Source organism: Steroidobacter denitrificans (assembly GCF_001579945.1).
GTDB classification, from domain to species: domain Bacteria; phylum Pseudomonadota; class Gammaproteobacteria; order Steroidobacterales; family Steroidobacteraceae; genus Steroidobacter; species Steroidobacter denitrificans.
In genome coordinates this window covers 35410-52697 of record NZ_CP011971.1, presented here as the reverse complement: position 1 = coordinate 52697, position 17288 = coordinate 35410, and the positions used below count along the sequence as shown (strand labels likewise).

Annotated in this window: 13 protein-coding genes; 10 read left to right on the top strand and 3 right to left on the bottom strand. The window is 63.1% G+C overall.

The features are described from left to right. Positions 1–130: 130 nt before the first annotated feature. Positions 131–715, bottom strand: a complete 585-nt coding sequence (locus ACG33_RS00205; RefSeq protein ID WP_168159978.1) for a TetR/AcrR family transcriptional regulator — start codon at positions 713–715, stop codon at positions 131–133. Positions 716–839: 124 nt separating this feature from the next. Between ACG33_RS00205 and cysD the strand changes: the two genes are divergently transcribed. Genes cysD through cysQ form a run of 3 tightly spaced genes read left to right on the top strand, consistent with a single transcriptional unit; the run spans position 840 to position 4509 of the window. Continuing rightward, the gene (gene cysD, locus ACG33_RS00200) at positions 840–1790 is read left to right on the top strand and encodes a sulfate adenylyltransferase subunit CysD (RefSeq protein ID WP_066917820.1); all 951 of its coding nucleotides are present in this window, start codon (positions 840–842) and stop codon (positions 1788–1790) included. Further along, the gene (gene cysN, locus ACG33_RS00195) at positions 1790–3700 is read left to right on the top strand and encodes a sulfate adenylyltransferase subunit CysN (RefSeq protein WP_066917819.1); all 1911 of its coding nucleotides are present in this window, start codon (positions 1790–1792) and stop codon (positions 3698–3700) included. Before cysD ends, cysN begins: the two co-directional genes overlap by 1 nt. Beyond that, positions 3697–4509 carry a 3'(2'),5'-bisphosphate nucleotidase CysQ gene (cysQ, locus tag ACG33_RS00190; RefSeq protein ID WP_066917818.1) on the top strand — a complete coding sequence of 271 codons (813 nt, stop codon included), beginning with the start codon at positions 3697–3699 and terminating at the stop codon, positions 4507–4509. Before cysN ends, cysQ begins: the two co-directional genes overlap by 4 nt. A 121-nt stretch (positions 4510–4630) precedes the next feature. Here the strand turns inward: cysQ and ACG33_RS00185 are convergent, their stop codons facing one another. Continuing rightward, complete coding sequence (locus tag ACG33_RS00185) at positions 4631–5641, bottom strand: TIGR03617 family F420-dependent LLM class oxidoreductase (RefSeq protein ID WP_066917817.1); 1011 nt, start codon at positions 5639–5641, stop codon at positions 4631–4633. 71 nt (positions 5642–5712) lie between these two features. Between ACG33_RS00185 and ACG33_RS00180 the strand changes: the two genes are divergently transcribed. Together ACG33_RS00180 and ACG33_RS00175 are read left to right on the top strand one after the other, a co-directional pair. Then, positions 5713–5967, top strand: a complete 255-nt coding sequence (locus ACG33_RS00180; RefSeq protein WP_157071607.1) for a hypothetical protein — start codon at positions 5713–5715, stop codon at positions 5965–5967. Positions 5968–6000: 33 nt separating this feature from the next. Further along, positions 6001–6477: a VOC family protein gene (locus ACG33_RS00175; protein ID WP_066917815.1), complete on the top strand. Its 477-nt coding sequence runs from the start codon at positions 6001–6003 to the stop codon at positions 6475–6477. 160 nt (positions 6478–6637) lie between these two features. Here the strand turns inward: ACG33_RS00175 and ACG33_RS00170 are convergent, their stop codons facing one another. Further along, entirely contained in the window at positions 6638–7477 is an 840-nt protein-coding gene (locus ACG33_RS00170) for an SDR family NAD(P)-dependent oxidoreductase (protein WP_066917814.1), read from the bottom strand. 117 nt (positions 7478–7594) lie between these two features. Here ACG33_RS00170 and ACG33_RS00165 point away from each other — a divergent pair, with 117 nt between their 5' ends. The 5 genes from ACG33_RS00165 (at position 7595) to ACG33_RS00145 (ending at position 17246) form a co-directional block, all read left to right on the top strand. Continuing rightward, entirely contained in the window at positions 7595–8944 is a 1350-nt protein-coding gene (locus ACG33_RS00165; RefSeq protein WP_066917813.1) for a TrpB-like pyridoxal phosphate-dependent enzyme, read from the top strand. 98 nt (positions 8945–9042) lie between these two features. Then, complete coding sequence (locus ACG33_RS00160; RefSeq protein WP_066917812.1) at positions 9043–10566, top strand: TIGR02677 family protein; 1524 nt, start codon at positions 9043–9045, stop codon at positions 10564–10566. Further along, a complete protein-coding gene (locus tag ACG33_RS00155; RefSeq protein WP_066917811.1) occupies positions 10563–11819 on the top strand; it encodes a TIGR02678 family protein in 1257 nt (418 codons plus the stop codon). Before ACG33_RS00160 ends, ACG33_RS00155 begins: the two co-directional genes overlap by 4 nt. Further along, on the top strand, positions 11816–16000 hold the full coding sequence (locus ACG33_RS00150) for a TIGR02680 family protein (protein WP_210399117.1): 4185 nt from the start codon (positions 11816–11818) through the stop codon (positions 15998–16000). The genes ACG33_RS00155 and ACG33_RS00150 overlap by 4 nt, the downstream gene beginning before the upstream one ends. Continuing rightward, entirely contained in the window at positions 15993–17246 is a 1254-nt protein-coding gene (locus ACG33_RS00145) for a TIGR02679 family protein (protein WP_066917810.1), read from the top strand. Before ACG33_RS00150 ends, ACG33_RS00145 begins: the two co-directional genes overlap by 8 nt. The last annotated feature ends 42 nt before the right edge of the window (positions 17247–17288 follow it).

The window sequence follows — 17288 nt, the reverse complement described above, 5'->3', positions numbered from 1 at the left end:
ATCATTTTCTATTCAGTTGACGCAACGGCCGTCTGGTCGAATTCCAGGAGCACATGGATACGAAACACGCCAATGCCGCACCCGCCTGATGCGGCCGGTATGCGTCGAGGCTCCATCCTGACGAGCCGCCTTAATGAGGCGCACGCAATCCGCCGGTAATGAAGCTCACCAGTTCGCGCAGGAAATGTTCCAACTCGGAAGGCCTGAGCTGTGCGCTCGCGCCGATACCCATATGCTCCCTGACATTGGTGAGCGCATGTCCGGCGAGTTCGCCGGCAAGCACCCAACGACGCCTGAGGATACGTTCATCGAGCTGCGGCAGCGCGCGGTGCAGCAGCGGCTGAAACACTTTCAGGCTTTGTTCGCGTATATCCGCCATGTAGGGCGAACGGTCGAAATACAACCGCATAAGAAAGCGCAGCCTGTTGGCGCCGGCAGCGCCTTTCTCGATCAGCTCCATGCTCAACGGCCGCACCAGGGCTGCAACGACACGCTCGAGCGCCGGTTCGGCATGCGCGCGCAGTTCGATCAGCATCTGCTCCCGACACGCAAATATCGGCGGTTGGGCGCGTTCGAGCAAGGCGCGAATCAGACCGTCACGCGTCCCGAAATGATAATGCAACGCCGCTACACTGTAGCCTGCCTCGGCATTGATGGTACGCAACGATACCGCCTCGATGCCGCGCTCGGCGAACAACCGCTCGGCGGTGTCCATGATTGCTTCCCGCCCGACATCACCTTTACGGCGCACCGCCGTCGCTTGACTTTTGCACACCATAAGGTCAAATTATAGCTTATCGTATGATAAGTCAATTGTGAAGATTAGAGAACCCTTGCCCATGAGCCGAGCCGCATCCGTCACAGCTTCGAACGTTACCGTTTCGAGTTCGAACAGACTCACGCATCTGCAGCGCCTCGAGGCCGAAAGCATTCAGATCTTTCGCGAGGTGGTCGCCGAATGCGACAAGCCGGTGATGCTCTACTCCATCGGCAAGGATTCCTCGGTCATGCTGCATCTGGCGATGAAGGCGTTCTATCCCGCGCCGCCGCCGTTCCCGCTGATGCATGTGGACACGACCTGGAAATTTCGCGCCATGTACGAGTTTCGCGACCGCATGGCGCGCGAGGTCGGCATGGAGCTCATCGTGCACGTGAACCCGGACGGCATCGCGCAGCGTATCAATCCCTTCACGCACGGCTCGCAGGTGCACACCGACGTAATGAAGACTCAGGGGCTCAAGCAGGCGCTGGACAAGTATGGTTTCGATGCCGCCTTCGGCGGCGCACGGCGCGACGAGGAAAAATCCCGCGCCAAGGAGCGGATATTCTCGTTTCGCTCCGCGCAGCATCGCTGGGATCCGAAGAATCAGCGCCCGGAGCTCTGGAACCTCTACAACGCACGCAAGAGAAAAGGCGAGAGCATCCGCGTGTTCCCGATCTCGAATTGGACCGAGCTGGATGTCTGGCAATATATTCACCTGGAGAACATCCCGATCGTGCCGCTGTACTTCGCGGCGCCGCATCCGGTAGTCGATCGCGACGGGACGCTCATCATGGTGGACGATGAACGCATGCCTTTGAATCCGGGCGAGCAGCCGCAGATGAAGACCGTGCGCTTTCGCACGCTGGGCTGCTATCCGCTCACCGGCGCCATCGAGAGCCACGCCGACACACTACCGGCGATCATCCAGGAGATGCTGCTCACCACCTCATCCGAGCGCCAGGGCCGCATGATCGATCACGATGCAGCTGCCTCTATGGAAAAAAAGAAGCAGGAAGGGTACTTCTGATGGCTCACCAGTCCGAACTCATCGCCACCGATATCGAGGCCTATCTACAGGCCCACCAGCATAAAAGCCTGCTGCGTTTCATTACCTGCGGCTCGGTCGATGACGGCAAGTCCTCACTCATCGGCCGGCTGCTGTATGAATCGAAAATGATCTTCGAGGATCAGCTTGCGGCCCTGGAGGCCGATTCCAGGAAAGTCGGCACTCGCGGCGGTGAACTCGACTTTGCGCTGCTGGTCGACGGACTGGCTGCCGAGCGCGAACAAGGCATCACCATCGATGTCGCCTACCGCTTTTTTTCCACGGACAAGCGCAAATTCATCGTGGCCGATACTCCGGGACATGAGCAATATACGCGCAACATGGTCACCGGCGCCTCCACGGCCGATCTGGCCGTGATCCTTATCGATGCGCGCAAAGGCGTGCTCACCCAGACGCGCCGCCACAGCTTCCTCGTCTCGCTGCTGGGTATCCGTCGCGTCGTATTGGCGGTGAACAAGATGGATCTGGTCGGCTACTCACATGAAATCTTCACGACGATCCTGCAGGAGTATCGGGATTTCGCCGGCCAGATCGGGCTCGAGGACATCACGGCGATCCCGATGTCGGCGGTTTATGGCGACAACATCGTCGATCCAGGTACGAACATGTCCTGGTACCGAGGCCCGACGCTCATGCACCACCTCGAAACCGTGGAGGTCGACGAGGAACTTTCCACCAAGCCCTTTCGCCTGCCGGTACAATGGGTAAACCGCCCGAACCATGAATTTCGCGGCTTTGCCGGACGCATCGCCAGCGGCACGGTGCACCGTGGCGATCGAATTCGTGTGCTGCCTTCGGGACGCGAAAGCCGCATCGCCGGCATTGTCACCGCGAACGGGAATCTCGATTCCGCGATGGCCGGACAATCCGTAACTCTCACGCTCGACACCGAGATCGACATCAGCCGTGGCGACGTGATCGCCGCGGCTGATGTCCCACCGCAAGTCGCCGATCAGTTCGAGGCGACGATCGTGTGGATGCACGATGAGCCGATGCTCCAGGGCCGTTCGTATCTCATGAAGATCGGTACGCGCATGGTGTCGGCCACCGTGGCGCCGGTCAAGCACAAGATCAATGTCAACACGCTGGAGCAGACCGCTGCCGAGCGCCTCGAGCTCAACGACATCGGCGTGTGCGAACTGGAGCTGGATCGCCCCATCCCTTTCGAGCCGTATGCCACGGATCACACGCTCGGCGGCTTCATTCTTATCGACCGTCTCAGCAACAACACCATGGGTGCGGGGTTGCTGCATTTTGCACTGCGGCGTTCACACAACGTGCACTGGCAGGCACTCGATGTGAACAAGCAGGTGCGCTCACAGCTCAAGGCTCAGAAGGCGTGCGTGCTATGGCTCACCGGACTTTCGGGCGCCGGCAAATCCACGATCGCCAATTTGATCGAGAAACGTCTGCTCTCCAGGGGACGGCATACCTATCTGCTGGACGGCGACAACGTGCGTCACGGCTTGAACAAGGACCTGGGATTCACCGCCCAGGATCGTGTCGAGAACATTCGCCGCGTGGCCGAGGTGGCCAAACTCATGGTCGACGCCGGACTGATCGTGCTGGTCTCCTTCATCTCGCCTTTCCGCGCCGAACGGCGCATGGCACGCGAACTTCTCGAGCCAGGCGAATTTTTCGAAGTATTCGTCGATACGCCGCTGGCGGTGGCGGAAGAGCGCGATGTGAAAGGCCTTTACAAGAAGGCACGCAGCGGCGAGTTGAAAAACTTTACCGGTATCGACTCCCCGTATGAACCACCGGAGAACTGCGAAATCCATATCGATACGCTCAAGCTTTCCTCCGAACAGGCCGCCGACCGGATCGTCGAACAGCTGGCGGCCGCCGGCCTGCTGAGCAGCAAGATATGAGTACACTCGAGCCGGCAGCGCTGCTGGAGCGCATCGTTGACATCGCCCGGCGGGCGGGCGAGGAGATTCTCGAGGTCTACGCCTCCCAGGATGCAGGTGCACGCACCAAGGCGGACGACTCGCCGGTGACACTTGCGGACCTGCGCGCGCACAGCGTGATCGAAGGGGCGCTACAGGCGCTGACACCTGAGATTCCGCTGCTCTCGGAAGAGTCGGCGCAGCTGCTGCCTTACGAGCAGCGCGCCCGCTGGAGCCGTTACTGGCTGGTCGATCCGCTCGACGGCACCAGGGAGTTTCTGGCGCGCAACGGCGAATTCACGGTCAATATCGCGCTCATCGAGGCTCACGCGCCGACGCTCGGCGTGGTGCATGTACCGGTGCGCAAGACGACCTATGCCGGGCTACCCGGCGTAGGTGCCTGGCGCCGCCACGGTACGGCGGCTGCCGAGCCCATCCATGTCCAGGCCCGCGCGGCTTCGCCCGTGCGGGTGGTGGGCAGCAAATCGCATCGGGGCACCTCCCTGGATGGCCTACTGGCCCAGCTGGGGCCTCACGAATTGTTATCCGTGGGCAGTTCGCTGAAATTTTGCCTGATCGCCGAGGGGACGGCCGACCTCTATCCGCGCCTCGGCCCCACCAGCGAGTGGGACACCGCCGCGGCCCAGGCGGTGGTGTGCGCTGCGGGCGGTGCGGTAGTGAAGCTGGACGGGACACCGCTCACCTACAATGCCAAGGCCGAGATCCTCAATCCCCACTTCCTGGTCTATGCAGACCGGCAACGCGACTGGCTGGCGCTGCTGAAGGTCTGACCAAAGCCGAAAATCCGTTGCCGTCCTCTCGGTAGAATCCTGCGGGGTGGATGAGCGAGCGCGACGCTTCAGCGCTTCAGGAAAGCCCTGCCGGCAACCTCGGCACCTGTCATGCGCTGCGCTAGCGCCTGAGCTCCCGCACGACGCTCGCCCAGTGTCCAGGATCCGGACAGCGGTTATGTGTCAGGCTCACGCCATCGGCAATGCCCTCGAGGCGAGCCTGCAGTTTGGTCGCGATGGTGTGCGGCTCGCCGACCACCGCGATCTCGTGCAACACTTCATCGTCGATGAGATGGGTCATCTCCTCCCAGCGTCCGGCCTTGGAGAGACGATTGAGCTCCATATGAATGTCGTCCCAGCCATGCGCCGCCAGTGTCGGGCGATAGGCAGGTGTGGATCCGTAAAACGCCAACTGCTTGCGTGCGGCCAGCTTGGCGGCCGCGAATGCCTCTGCCGTGTCCGCGGTCACCACCAGCGTCGCGGCGATGACTTCGATATCGGCGCGTTGACGTCCTGATTTCGCCAGCCCGCGCTCGAGTGCCGGCAAGGTGTTCTCCAGCAACGAGCGGCGGGTGTTGAAAGGATGCGCGATAAAGCCATCAGCCACTTCACCTGCCACCGCGGTCATCAGCGGTCCGAAGCCGCCGGTGAGGATGGGCGGAGGACCGAAAGGATTCGGTCCGGGATTGAAGGCCGGGATCATGAGGGTGTGGGTGTAGAACCTGCCGCGAAAATCGAGTTCTGCCCGTCCCTCCCAGCAATTCCAGATCGCCTTGATGGCCAGTACGATTTCGCGCATACGCTCGGCGGGATGTGTCCACACGGAACTGAAGCGCTTCTCGATGTGCGGCTTGACCTGCGAGCCCAGACCCAACACGAAACGCCCGCCGCTGATCGACTGTAAATCGTAGCCGAGATTGGCCAGATTCATGGGGTTGCGCGCAAAGGCGATCGCGATGCCCGTGCCCAGCCGCAGCGTACGCGTGTGCTCCGCCGCCACGGCCAGCGGCAGGAAGGGATCGTGCTTGGCCTCGAAAGAGAACACGCCGTCATAGCCGATCTGCTCGAGATCGGGATAGAGGGTGCGCGCCTGGCGCGGATCCTCGAACGGGGCTGTGGTGTAGATCTTCATGGCTGGATCCTATGGTTCCGAAAGCTGAAAAATTTTCGGCAGGTCGAGCGAAACGGCCGCGACAAAGCTCGATGAAGTACCGCCCCGCATCGCCGCCGAGCAGGCGGGAGGAGCTTCCCGATTGCAGACAGCTCGGCTACGATAAGGTGATCGATCCTCGTAAGCGGCGCAAGGCGCTGCTGCGGGGATCGTGTTCGCAGGAAGCCGCGGCACCGGAGCGTACACCCTGGCGCAGTGGTCCGGCATTACTCCTTGGAGACTCCAACGACATGACGCTCACAGGGATTTTTCGGCTGCGGCAACGTCGTGAAGATTTATTTTATTAGAAGTTCTTAGGAAATTTCGATAAGGAAACTTCGATGACTGGCGATACCCTCAAGCAACTCGGCCTGCCGCCGATCACGCAACTCGGCCACGTAGTGCGCAATCTGCAAGCCGCCATGGAGCTCTACGAGCCGCTGTATGGTCCCTTCACTCCTGTGGACGGATCGGTCAAAGCGGTCACATATCGCGGACATCTTGCAGATGTGAAACTCGCCATCGCTTTCGGTCGCAGCGGCGATCTCGAGATCGAACTCATCGAATGGCAGGGCGGCGAGAGTCCACACCGCGAATTTATCGAACGCGGCCGCGAAGGCATCCATCATGTACAGTTCCGCGTGGACGACTGCGACAGCTGGATAAAGAAAGTGAACCCGCTCGGCTACCAAGTGATCTGGTACAAGCGCTACAACGCAAATACGACCTTCACCTATCTCGAGCGCCCGAACGATCCGATACTGATAGAATTCCTGCAGATGCCACCGGACGGTCCGAGCCCAGCCGCGGCAGCCTAAGCTCGGTCTTGCTCCAGAAAAGGAAAATGCACGAGGTTCATGGGCAGTGTGCGTGCCTGCCGCAACAACAATGCTCGCGGCTTCCTGTATAACCTGCCGGAGTGCCTGAGACTCCGGACACGTGCGCCACTGGACGGCGTATCGCCGTCCTTCCCGGTCGTTACTGCGGACGACGCGGCGTGAAGTTATGTCCGCCGTCGATGTAGATACTCTGGCCGCTGATCCAGGCACCCTGATCACTACAAAGAAAAGTGACTGCATTGGCGATATCTTCGCCCGTACCGGCACGTCCGAGCGGTACAAAGGCCTTCAGCATGCCGGCCCACATCTCCCCCCGACCGACATCGTCGAGGCGGCTGGTATCGATGATGCCTGGACAGATGGCATTCACACGAATGCCATGCGGCCCGAGTTCCGCCGCCATCACCGTCGAGAGCGCATTCACGGCAACCTTGGAAGCCGCATAGGCGCCGGTCTCTGCAGCGAGCAGCCGCGTCGCCAGACTGGAAATATTTATGATGCTGCCGCCGCGGCCCTGCGCCACCATACGCTGCGCGCAGGTCTTGGACATATAGAAAACACCGTGCAAATTCGTACCCAGGACCCGATGCCATTCTTCGTTTGACAAATCAACTACAGGTACACGATCCGTTCCACGAGTGGCGCCGGCGTTGTTCACCAGCACATCCACACCGCCAAGCTCGCGGGTCACGCGATCAAGCAGCGCTTCGACCGCTTCGGGCTTGGATACATCGGAAACCACCGCGAGAGCCCGACGCCCAAGCCCGCGAATCTCCTCGGCCACGGACTCGATATCCTGCCAGCCGGCCGCCCGCTCGTCCTCGGGGTAACGCTCGGGTGCTCGTCCTGTGCCGGTCAGCACTACATCACAGCCTGCGCGAGCGAGGGTCACGGCAATCGGCCGGCCGATGCTCCTCATGCGTCCGGCACCCGTGACGATGGCGATCTTGTTTTCGAGACCCGTCAATCCGATGGACATGAATTTTCCTCTGCTTCGTCCGGATGCCATGCCCCAGTATACATTACAACCTTGGTCGCCCTATGAAGCAGACCGACGGATGGTATCCTCCCCCGCAGCCCTGTATGGAGTGCATCGATGACCACGAAATTCCTGCTGGAGGAATCCAGCCTGCCCACCCATTGGTACAACGTGGTGGCCGATCTTCCCAATCCTCCACCACCGCCGCTGGGGCCGGACGGCAAGCCCGTGACGCTGGATGCGTTGGCCGCAATCTTTCCGCCCACGCTGATCGAGCAGGAAGTCAGTGTCGAACGTTGGATCGAGATACCCGAAGAAGTGCGTGAAATTTTGCGCCTCTGGCGTCCCGCGCCGCTGCACCGTGCCCACCGCCTCGAACAGGCTCTGAAGACTCCGGCGAAGATCTATTACAAGAATGAATCGGTCAGTCCCGCGGGCTCGCATAAGCCGAACACCTCCATTCCGCAGGCCTATTACAATCGAGTTGCGGGTATCCGCCGCCTGACCACGGAAACGGGTGCCGGACAATGGGGCTGTTCGCTAGCGCTCGCCGGCCAGCTGTTGGGCCTCGAGGTGCGCGTCTACATGGTCAAGGTCAGTTATCAGCAAAAGCCCTATCGGCGCTCCATGATGCAGACCTGGGGTGCGGAGGTCTTTGCAAGTCCGACCGACATGACGAATGCCGGACGGCAGATCCTCAAGACACAGCCCGATACACCGGGATCACTCGGCATCGCCATTTCGGAAGCCGTGGAGGAGGCCGCCGGACGCGCCGACACCAATTATGCGCTTGGCTCAGTGTTGAATCATGTGATGCTGCATCAGACCGTCATCGGCCTGGAAGCTCGCAAACAAATGGAAATGGCCGGCGACTACCCCGACATCGTCATCGCCTCCTGCGGTGGCGGCTCGAATTTCGCCGGCCTTGCATTTCCCTTCTTTGCCGACAAGGCAGCAGGCCGCCAGGTCCGGCTGCTGGCGGTGGAACCGGCCTCCTGTCCGACTCTCACAAAGGGCGTGTATGCCTATGACTACGGCGATGCGACGGGCCTGACGCCGCTACTGAAGATGCATACGCTCGGCCATGACTTCGTGCCGCCGGGCATCCATGCCGGCGGCCTGCGTTATCACGGTGCCGCACCGCTCGTCAGCCAACTCGTCCAGGAAGGCCTGGTCGAGGCAGTCGCCATCCCGCAACTCGAGACCTTCGAAGCCGGCGTGCTGTTCGCGCGCACCGAAGGCATCGTCCCGGCACCCGAGTCGAATCACGCCATCGCCGCGACCATCCGGGCGGCCAGGGATTGTGCGCACAGCGGTGAACCCAAAACGCTGTTGTTCAACCTGTCGGGTCACGGGCATTTCGACATGGCCGCCTACGACCGCTATTTCGCCGGCGACCTGCGGGACTATGAACACCCGGCCGAGGCGATCCAGACCGCCTTGAGCCACCTGCCCAAGATCACCTGACCTTGAGTGCCATGCCGGCAGGCGCTGCGCCTGGCGGCGATCGGCCGGACTGATGATTTCGGCCCAGGGAGTAAGGCGATGGCGGATCTATAGATGTAATGACAACGATCACCGCTACTTCGACCGACCTGTTTCGCCATGTCACCGCCGACAAAGCGGCGCTGTACCGCGCCATTATGGACGTCTTCGCCGCTGCGAAACGCCAGTACCGCCTGCAGCTGCGGCCCGATGAGGTATTGGCCGGTGCGACCTGGAGCGGCACTCCACCCGCACAGGAAGAAGTCGCCCTGGCATTGGAGCAGCTCGCTGCATGGGGCAACCTGGAGTCGCAGCCGGACATGGCGCGCGTCGCCACGCTCAGCGACTACTACCGCGCGCGCTTCCTGTACCGGCTGTCGCGTGGAGGTGAAGCCGTAGAGATCGGCCTCGCAGCATTCGAGCAGACGCTGCGCCACCGCGCCGAACTGCAGACCGTGGCGCTGGAAGACATAGACAGCCGCTTGCGGGCGCTACACCGATTGCTTGGCGAGGACATCGTAGACGTAGCCAAGGCACACGAAGTCCTGCGTGATCTGGTGCGCGTGCTCGAGGACCTGGCCGCCAATGCACAGACGTTCATGGCGGGTGTCGCACGCAGCCTGGAACTACAGCAGGCCGATGCCACTACCGTTGCGGCCTATAAACGACGTCTGATTGAATACCTGGAGCGATTCATGGGTGATCTGATCCGACGCTCCGATACCATTGCTCGTACGCTCCACGAGCTATCTACCTCCATAGACACTGTGTTGCAGCTGGTCGCCGAGCGTGAGGCGCGCGATGCCGCCCCTGGCGACGCGGATGAACGCGTCAATGAAGCGCGGCGGCGCCACGACGCCTGGCGCGAGCGATGGCGGGGACTGCGTGGCTGGTTTCTGACCAATGGCGGCGAGCCGCCTCAAGCAGAACTGTTGCGCGCCCGTGCGCGCGCGGCGATCCCGCAACTGCTGGGTGCGATCTCTGCAGTCAATGAGCGTCGCAGCGGACGCAGCGACCGTTCGGCAGATTTTCGTATGCTGGCGCAATGGTTTGCCGGCTGTGACAGCGACGATGATGCCCATCGGCTGGCACGGGCCGCCTTCGCGCTGAATCCCGCACGACATTTTTCGCTCGATATACAAACGGATGAAGATGTACCGGCCAACGTTTCATGGCTGGATGCGCCGCCGCTGGCGATCAACCCGCGCCTGCGCGAGTATGGTGAGGCGGCACCACGGGGACCTCTACCTCGTGTACGCGAACGCAACCGCGAACGTGAACTGATGGCGCAACAATTAGCCGAAGAATCATCCCAGGTCGAAGCCGCGCGACGGCGTCTGGCCACCGGGCATCCCCTCCGGCTTTCCGAAATTGGCGAGCTGAATGCGCGCGAGTTCGCCCTGTTCCTGGGGCTGCTGGGTGAAGCGCTGGCCGAACAGCAGAATCCGGACCAGACCGTGGAGCGTTACACCGGTGATGGTCTTCTCCACATCCGCCTGGAGCCGATGAGTTGGGATAGCCGGGCACAATTGCACACGCCAGCCGGCGTTTTCTCGGGCCGTGACCATGTATTGACTATCTGCACCACGCAGGAAGGCGCATGAACGCGCGGGCATCGCGTTCAACTGCCCGGCATGTCGGCGAGCTGCAGCGCCTGCAGCAACAGGACGAGTTCCGACGGGCACTGCGCGCCTTGCTGCTGCATCCGCTGATGTCTTCACAACATACAGAATTCTTCGCCGTCCGGCGTCAGGCCGAACGTCTGCGTGAGTGGTTCGCACGCGAAGCCGGCTGGCCGTTGCATGTCGATCGCGAGGGTGCGCGGCTGTTCAAACGACCGACCGATCTGCTCGATGCCACGCGCGGCCTGCCAGACTATGACCGACGACGCTATGTGCTGCTGTGCCTGGCCTGTGCGGTGCTCGAAAGGGCCGACCCGCAGATTACCCTGCAGCTGCTTGGCGAACGGATCATGGCGGAAGTCGCCGATCCCGCACTTGCGGCACTGGGATACACGTTCACGCTGCGCAGCGCATCCGAGCGGCGCGAACTGGTCACGGTGTGCCGCACACTACTGGACCATGGTGTACTGGAACGCGTGGCCGGCGATGAGCAAAGCTTCGTGCACGACAGCGGCTGGCAGCAGTCCGATGCCCTGTACGATGTGCAGCGGCGCCTGCTAGCCGGATTACTGGCCGCCGTACGCGGCCCCTCGACCTGGCCGACTGGAGAAGCACCGGGGAATACAGAGGCGCGGCTGCATGCTCTGGTCACGGCACATACTGCCGATAGCGAGCAAGGCCGGCGCGACGCGCTGCGCCATGCACTGGCACGGCGCCTGCTCGATGACCCGGTGCTCTATACCGATACGCTGACGCCGGACGCCCAGGCCTATTTTTTCAATCAGCGCGGCACGATGGCCGCCCGCCTATGCGAGGCCACCGGCCTCGTTGCCGAGCAGCGTGCCGAAGGGCTGGCGCTGGCCGACGCCAGCGGCCAACTGACCGACGTGGCAATGCCGGCCGAAGGCACCGATGCGCATGCCACCTTGCTGGTGGCCGAATACCTGGCACAGGCGCTGCGTCAGACGCGCGCGCCGCTGCACGTCGCCGAAGAGGAAATTGCTGCATTCCTGCGCAAAGCCGTCGACCGCTATGGCCGCTACTGGCGCAAATCAGCCCGCGTGCCAGGCGCGGAACGAGAGTTGGCGCAGATCGTACTGGAGCGTCTGCAACGCCTGGCGCTGATTGCGCGCGAGATCGACGGCGTGCGGCCGTTGCCAGCCATCGCGCGTTTCTCTCTTGGGGAAGCTGAAATGCGCACCACCGGTATCTCATCGCAAGCGGCGCTCCTGTGACCACAGACCTGCCGCAAACCGACAATCTTAGCGTTGCCGACATCCGCCCACCGCTGCCCGAACCGCAGCGCGAACGCTGGCAACCGCTGCGCATCGGATTGATCGAACTGTTCCACTACGACAGCGAGGAGTTCTGGTTTCACGATGGTCACCTGCTGCTGCGCGGGAACAACGGTACCGGCAAATCCAAGGTGTTGTCACTGACCCTGCCGCTGCTGTTCGATGCGCAGTTGCGTCCGGCGCGTGTGGAGCCGGATGGCGACAGCGGCAAGAAGATGGCCTGGAACCTGCTGATGGGCAGCTATCCGCGCCGTATCGGTTACAGCTGGATCGAGTTCGGCCGGCGCGATGCTGAGGGCGTTGCTCACTACCTGACGCTGGGCGCGGGCCTATCGGCGGTGGCCGGCCGCGCGCATGTAGACAGCTGGTTCTTCCTGCTGGAAGGCAGCCCCGATGCGTCCGGTCCACGCCTGGGCCGGGATTTGTGGCTGACTACGGCCCAGCGCCAGATATTCACCCGTGAACGCCTGCGTGAGGCGATCACCGGCCGAGGCCAACTATTCGAAAGCGGCCAGGCCTATCGGCGCGCAGTGGATGAACGTCTATTCCATCTCGGCCAGCGCCGTTACGACGCACTGATGGACACACTGGTACAACTGCGCCAGCCACAGCTATCGAAAAAGCCTGACGAAGCCGGCCTTTCCAGCGCCTTGAGCGAATCGCTGCCGCCGCTGCCGAATGAACTGTTGGGCGATGTCGCCGAGGCGCTCAACCAGCTTGAAGAGGATCGCAACCGGCTGGAGGAAACCCGCCAGCTGCAACAGGCGGTGGCACAGTTCGAGCAACGCTACTGCATCTACACCGGCATGCTGGCGCGCCGCCAGGCACGCGAGCTGCGCCAGGCGCAAACCGGTTTCGATAATGCCAGCGCGGCACGCAACCAAGCACAGGCTGCGTTAGAGCAGGCGCAGGAGGTGGAAGCCGCGGCCATCACGGCGCGCGACAACACCCGGCGAGCAAGCCTTGCGGCACGCGAACGCGTTGATACCCTGCAGGCCGATCCGGCCAACCGCGACGCCACGCAACTGGCGCTGGCAGAAGGCGATATGCAACGGCGGCGTAACGCTGCCGGACGTGCAGCAGAACAGTTCGCCGAAGCGCTGGAGCGGCTGCACGGCGAGGCGGAACGCAGCGAACAACGCGTCCGGCAGGCACAGGATGCATGCGGCGCGGTAGAAGCGGCGCGCGCGGAGTTGCGCCACGCCGCCACCGCCCTCGGTATCGACGCATCGGTGGACGCCAACCCGCTGCTGGCCCTGGATGCCGATGCACTGGCCGACTCGCCCTCGGAGCTGCAGGCGGGCACACAAGCCCTGCAGACTGCGGTATCGCGGCGGCGTCAGGATCTTGTGCTGCTGCGCCAGCGTCATGCCGAAGTCGATCAGCGGCTGGCACTGCGGGCACAGGCCGCGACGCACAGGAGCGATGCCGACACTGAACACGACGAGGCCCTGGAGCAGCGCCGGCAGGCCGATCTGGAAGCCGAGCGTGAAGGTAGTGCGTTGACCGAGAGCTGGTCGCGCTACGGCGCGGATCTGGTGCAACTGAAGTTCGATGCCAACGGACCCTTGCAGCAACTTGCGGCATGGGCGGCACATCCCGAGGGTAACAACCCCGCGCTGATGGCGTTGACTGGCGCGTGGCAAGCGACGCTGGCCCGCCACGCTGCACGACAGGCCGAGCTGAATGGGTTACGCACCGCACAACAACAGCAGCGCGCAGCACTGACACTGGAGCAGGCACAGCTGCTCGGCGGCGAGGATACCGTTCCCCTCGAACCGTTCACCCGTACTCCCGGCATCCGCGGTGCGCGCCCAGGAGCACCATTGTGGCGACTGCTGGATTTTCATCCGAGACTGACCGCAGCCGAGCGGGCCGGACTGGAGGCTGCACTGGAAGCCAGCGGACTGCTCGATGCCTGGCTATCGCCCGACGGCAACCTGGCCGACGCCACCGGCCAGCCGCTGCTGGATACCCACTGGGCCCACCGTTTACCGGTTGCCGGTCCATGCCTGAACGATGCATTGGTTCCATCGCTGCCCGAGGATTCACCCGTTCCGGCCAGTCTGCTCATCACGTTGCTGGCCGGCGTGGCATGGGGCATGGAAGACCGGCAGGATGCCGAGAGCTGGATCTCGGCCGATGGCCGCTTTCGTCTCGGAGCCCTGTCCGGCGCATGGCGCAAGTCCGAAGCGCGCTACATCGGCCACACTGCCCGCGAACGCGCGCGGCAGCAACGCCTGCAGGAAATCGATACAGCCATCGCCGCGCTGGATGTGGCCGATGCCGATCTGGCGCAGCAGTTCGACACGCTGCAGACCGCTCGCAACCTGGCTGCGCAGGAGTATCGCTGCGCGCCCTCCGATCAGGCTCTGCAAACTGCCATTGTGGCGGCGATCAATGCCGGGCAGCAGGCCACTCGTGCGCGCCTGCGGCTGGAACAGGCCAATGCCCGCCTCCGCGAAGCCGAACAAGCGCTGCAGGATGTACAGCAAACACTGCAGCACGACGCCGCCGATCTGAGGCTGCCTGCCGAAGCCGATCAACTCCCGGCGATCGAGCAGATGTTGGAGCAATTCGACCATACCCGCTTCGGCCTGTCGCAGGCAGCCCAGGCCTGGCAGCGCGATCGTGCCGCCCTCCTCGAGCAGCAACAGCGCGAGCAAGACGCACGCACACTGCATGATCAGGTCGAAGCGACGCTGCGCCATGCTCGTGAAGACGCCGACCAGGCTACGGTGCGTTTTACTACCTTGCAGCGTTCCGTCGGCGCCAAGGTCGATGCGCTGCTGCAGGCACTGCGCGCCGCACGCGAAGCGAGCCAGCGCATCGAAACGGCTTTACAGAAAGCCGAAGACGACTTGCGTGCGGCCAGCGAACGACGTGCCGTCGCGCAGACCGAATCCACCCAGAAGGAGCAGACATTATCCACGCGCAGCGCCGAACGCATGCATGCAGCCGAACGCGTGCAGCGCTTCGCGGCCAGCGGCCTGCTGGCCGCCGCGCTACCGGAACTGGCAATGCCTGAAATCTGGAGTATCGATCCGGCGCTGAACCTGGCACGGCGCATCGAACAAGATCTGCGCCACCTCGCCGATGGAGAGCAGGCATGGAGCCGTGTGACCAAGCAGGTCGCCGAAGATCTGAACGAACTGCAACGCGCGCTGACTGCTCTTGGCCACCAGGCTGTCTCCGAACCCAACGACTGGGGCTTCACCGTCCACATCCAGTACCAAAACCGGGCCGAACGTCCCGACACATTGACCGCGCTGCTGGCCGAGGACATCGCGCAACGCAGCGAGCTGTTGTCGGCCAGAGAGCGCGAAGTGCTGGAAAATCATCTGCAGGCCGAGATCGCCGCCGAGATCCAGCGCCTGATGCGTGCCGCGGACGAGCGGGTCAGCGCCATCAACGAGGAGCTGCGCAAACGGCCGACCAGCACGGGCGTGCGCTATCGCTTGAAGTGGGAGCCGCTGTCGGCCGAGGAAGGCGCCCCCGCCGGCTTGGACGTTGCCCGCGAGCGCCTGCTGAATACCAGCGCCGATCTATGGTCGGCCGAGGACCGACGTGCCATCGGCAGCCTGCTGCAGCAGCGCATTGCCGCGGAGCGCGCCCGTGCCGACGCCGAGGTTTCCGGCGGCAGTCTCGCCGAACAGCTCGCCCGCGCACTGGATTATCGCTATTGGCATCGGTTCGCCGTACAGCGCCTGCAGGATGGCCAGTGGCGCAAGCTGTCCGGTCCGGCTTCCAGCGGCGAGCGTGCATTGGGCTTGACCGTGCCGCTGTTCGCCGCCATCGCCAGCTTCTACGGCCACGGCGCGAGCCGGCTCGCGCCACGACTGATGCTGCTGGACGAAGCTTTCGCCGGCATCGACGATGCCGCCCGCGCTCATTGCATGGGGTTGATCCGCGAATTCGACCTGGACTTCGTCATCACCAGTGAACGCGAATGGGCTTGCTACGCCGAGCTGCCCGGCGTAGCAATCTGCCAACTGCAGCGGCGCGAAGGCGTCGATGCGGTGTTCGTTTCGCGCTGGATCTGGGATGGTCGCGCTCGGCGCGTAAAGAACGATCCGGACCGGCGCTTTCCGCCGGTAAACGGAATTTGCTGCGATGACTGACGCCTCCGACCACCGTCTGCGGCGACTGCTGGGTAGCACTGCGCTGGCCAGCGTACGTCAACGGTTGCGTCGTCATTATGAACGTACCGAACCGGGTTCGCGCACAACTCGCCTGCGGCTGGCCGGCCTTGACCCGGCCGCATACGCCGCGCTATGCCAGCTCATCGGCAGTCCCTCACGCAATGCACGCTCGATGACACTGGACATCAGCGAGTTGGATGCACGGCTGCGCGCCGGTGGTCTTGCCGATTCGTTGCGCGACGCATTGGAGCAACTGGAAGGTCCTATCGCGCCAAGGAGCCACCTGCGACGCGCCTTACAAGCACGCTGGTCGGCACTCGCCGCAACGCGGATCGGCGACGTGCGCCGACTAGCCTGGCTACGCACGCCGGCTGCATTGACGCTGCTCAAACGTCTGGGCCGCGATCCGGATCGCGCTGCATGCCTGCTCGCCGATGCCGACAGGGTGTTGCGCCACCTGCCGGCCGGCGGGCTGACTCGTTCACAACTGGCCGCTGAAACACTGGGCGATGCGCATGCCCTGGATGCTGGCCGGCCGGTGGCCACACTGGTGCTGAAAGTATTGGGACATCGCCAGCATGCGCACGCGGATCGATCGGCAGCCGGAGAGTCCAGCGACAGAAGCGGCAAGGAACGCGCACGCGACATCTGGGCGCAGGCCGGCGTGCTGGTCAACGAATTGGCGCGGCCCGCTCTGGTCCTGAACCTGCCACCTGCGGCCGACGTTACAGGTATCGGGATACCCGGTGAACCCACATGGCTGTCGCTGCGGCAGCTGCTGCGTAGCCCGCCAATCTGGCGTCTCACCGGATGCCGCATCTTTGTTTGCGAGAATCCGAATATCGTCGCCATCGCCGCCGATACCCTCGGCGCCGGCTGCGCTCCGCTGGTCTGCACCGATGGTATGCCCGCCGCGGCCCAGCAGACCCTGCTCGACCAGCTTGTCGCTGCCGGCGCGCAATTGCACTACCACGGCGACTTCGACTGGCCGGGCATCGGTATCGGCAATCTGGTCATACGGCGATGGAATGCCGTACCGTGGCGCTTCGGCGCGACAGACTATCTGCTGGCTATCGAACGCTGCTCTGCGGTGCAACAGCCCAACCTGGATACCGTCACGCTCGAAGCGAGCTGGGATCCGCAACTCGTCCGGGTGATGTGCGAACATGGCTTGGCCATTGCCGAGGAGGCCGTGGCGCAGGAATTGCTCGAGGATCTGCGTTGATTTTCTCGACGTGTCCGATTCCACATGGACCTATTCTTGGAC

Excerpts from the sequence above, each read along its gene's own strand:
- cysQ (WP_066917818.1), top strand. The coding sequence starts at position 3,697 with ATGAGTACACTCGAGCCGGCAGCGCTGCTGGAGCGCATCGTTGACATC.
- ACG33_RS00205 (WP_168159978.1), bottom strand. The coding sequence starts at position 715 with ATGGACACCGCCGAGCGGTTGTTCGCCGAGCGCGGCATCGAGGCGGTA.
- ACG33_RS00160 (WP_066917812.1), top strand. The coding sequence starts at position 9,043 with ATGACAACGATCACCGCTACTTCGACCGACCTGTTTCGCCATGTCACC.
- ACG33_RS00175 (WP_066917815.1), top strand. The coding sequence starts at position 6,001 with ATGACTGGCGATACCCTCAAGCAACTCGGCCTGCCGCCGATCACGCAA.
- ACG33_RS00180 (WP_157071607.1), top strand. The coding sequence starts at position 5,713 with ATGAAGTACCGCCCCGCATCGCCGCCGAGCAGGCGGGAGGAGCTTCCC.
- ACG33_RS00145 (WP_066917810.1), top strand. The coding sequence starts at position 15,993 with ATGACTGACGCCTCCGACCACCGTCTGCGGCGACTGCTGGGTAGCACT.
- ACG33_RS00185 (WP_066917817.1), bottom strand. The coding sequence starts at position 5,641 with ATGAAGATCTACACCACAGCCCCGTTCGAGGATCCGCGCCAGGCGCGC.
- cysD (WP_066917820.1), top strand. The coding sequence starts at position 840 with ATGAGCCGAGCCGCATCCGTCACAGCTTCGAACGTTACCGTTTCGAGT.
- ACG33_RS00155 (WP_066917811.1), top strand. The coding sequence starts at position 10,563 with ATGAACGCGCGGGCATCGCGTTCAACTGCCCGGCATGTCGGCGAGCTG.
- ACG33_RS00165 (WP_066917813.1), top strand. The coding sequence starts at position 7,595 with ATGACCACGAAATTCCTGCTGGAGGAATCCAGCCTGCCCACCCATTGG.
- cysN (WP_066917819.1), top strand. The coding sequence starts at position 1,790 with ATGGCTCACCAGTCCGAACTCATCGCCACCGATATCGAGGCCTATCTA.
- ACG33_RS00170 (WP_066917814.1), bottom strand. The coding sequence starts at position 7,477 with ATGTCCATCGGATTGACGGGTCTCGAAAACAAGATCGCCATCGTCACG.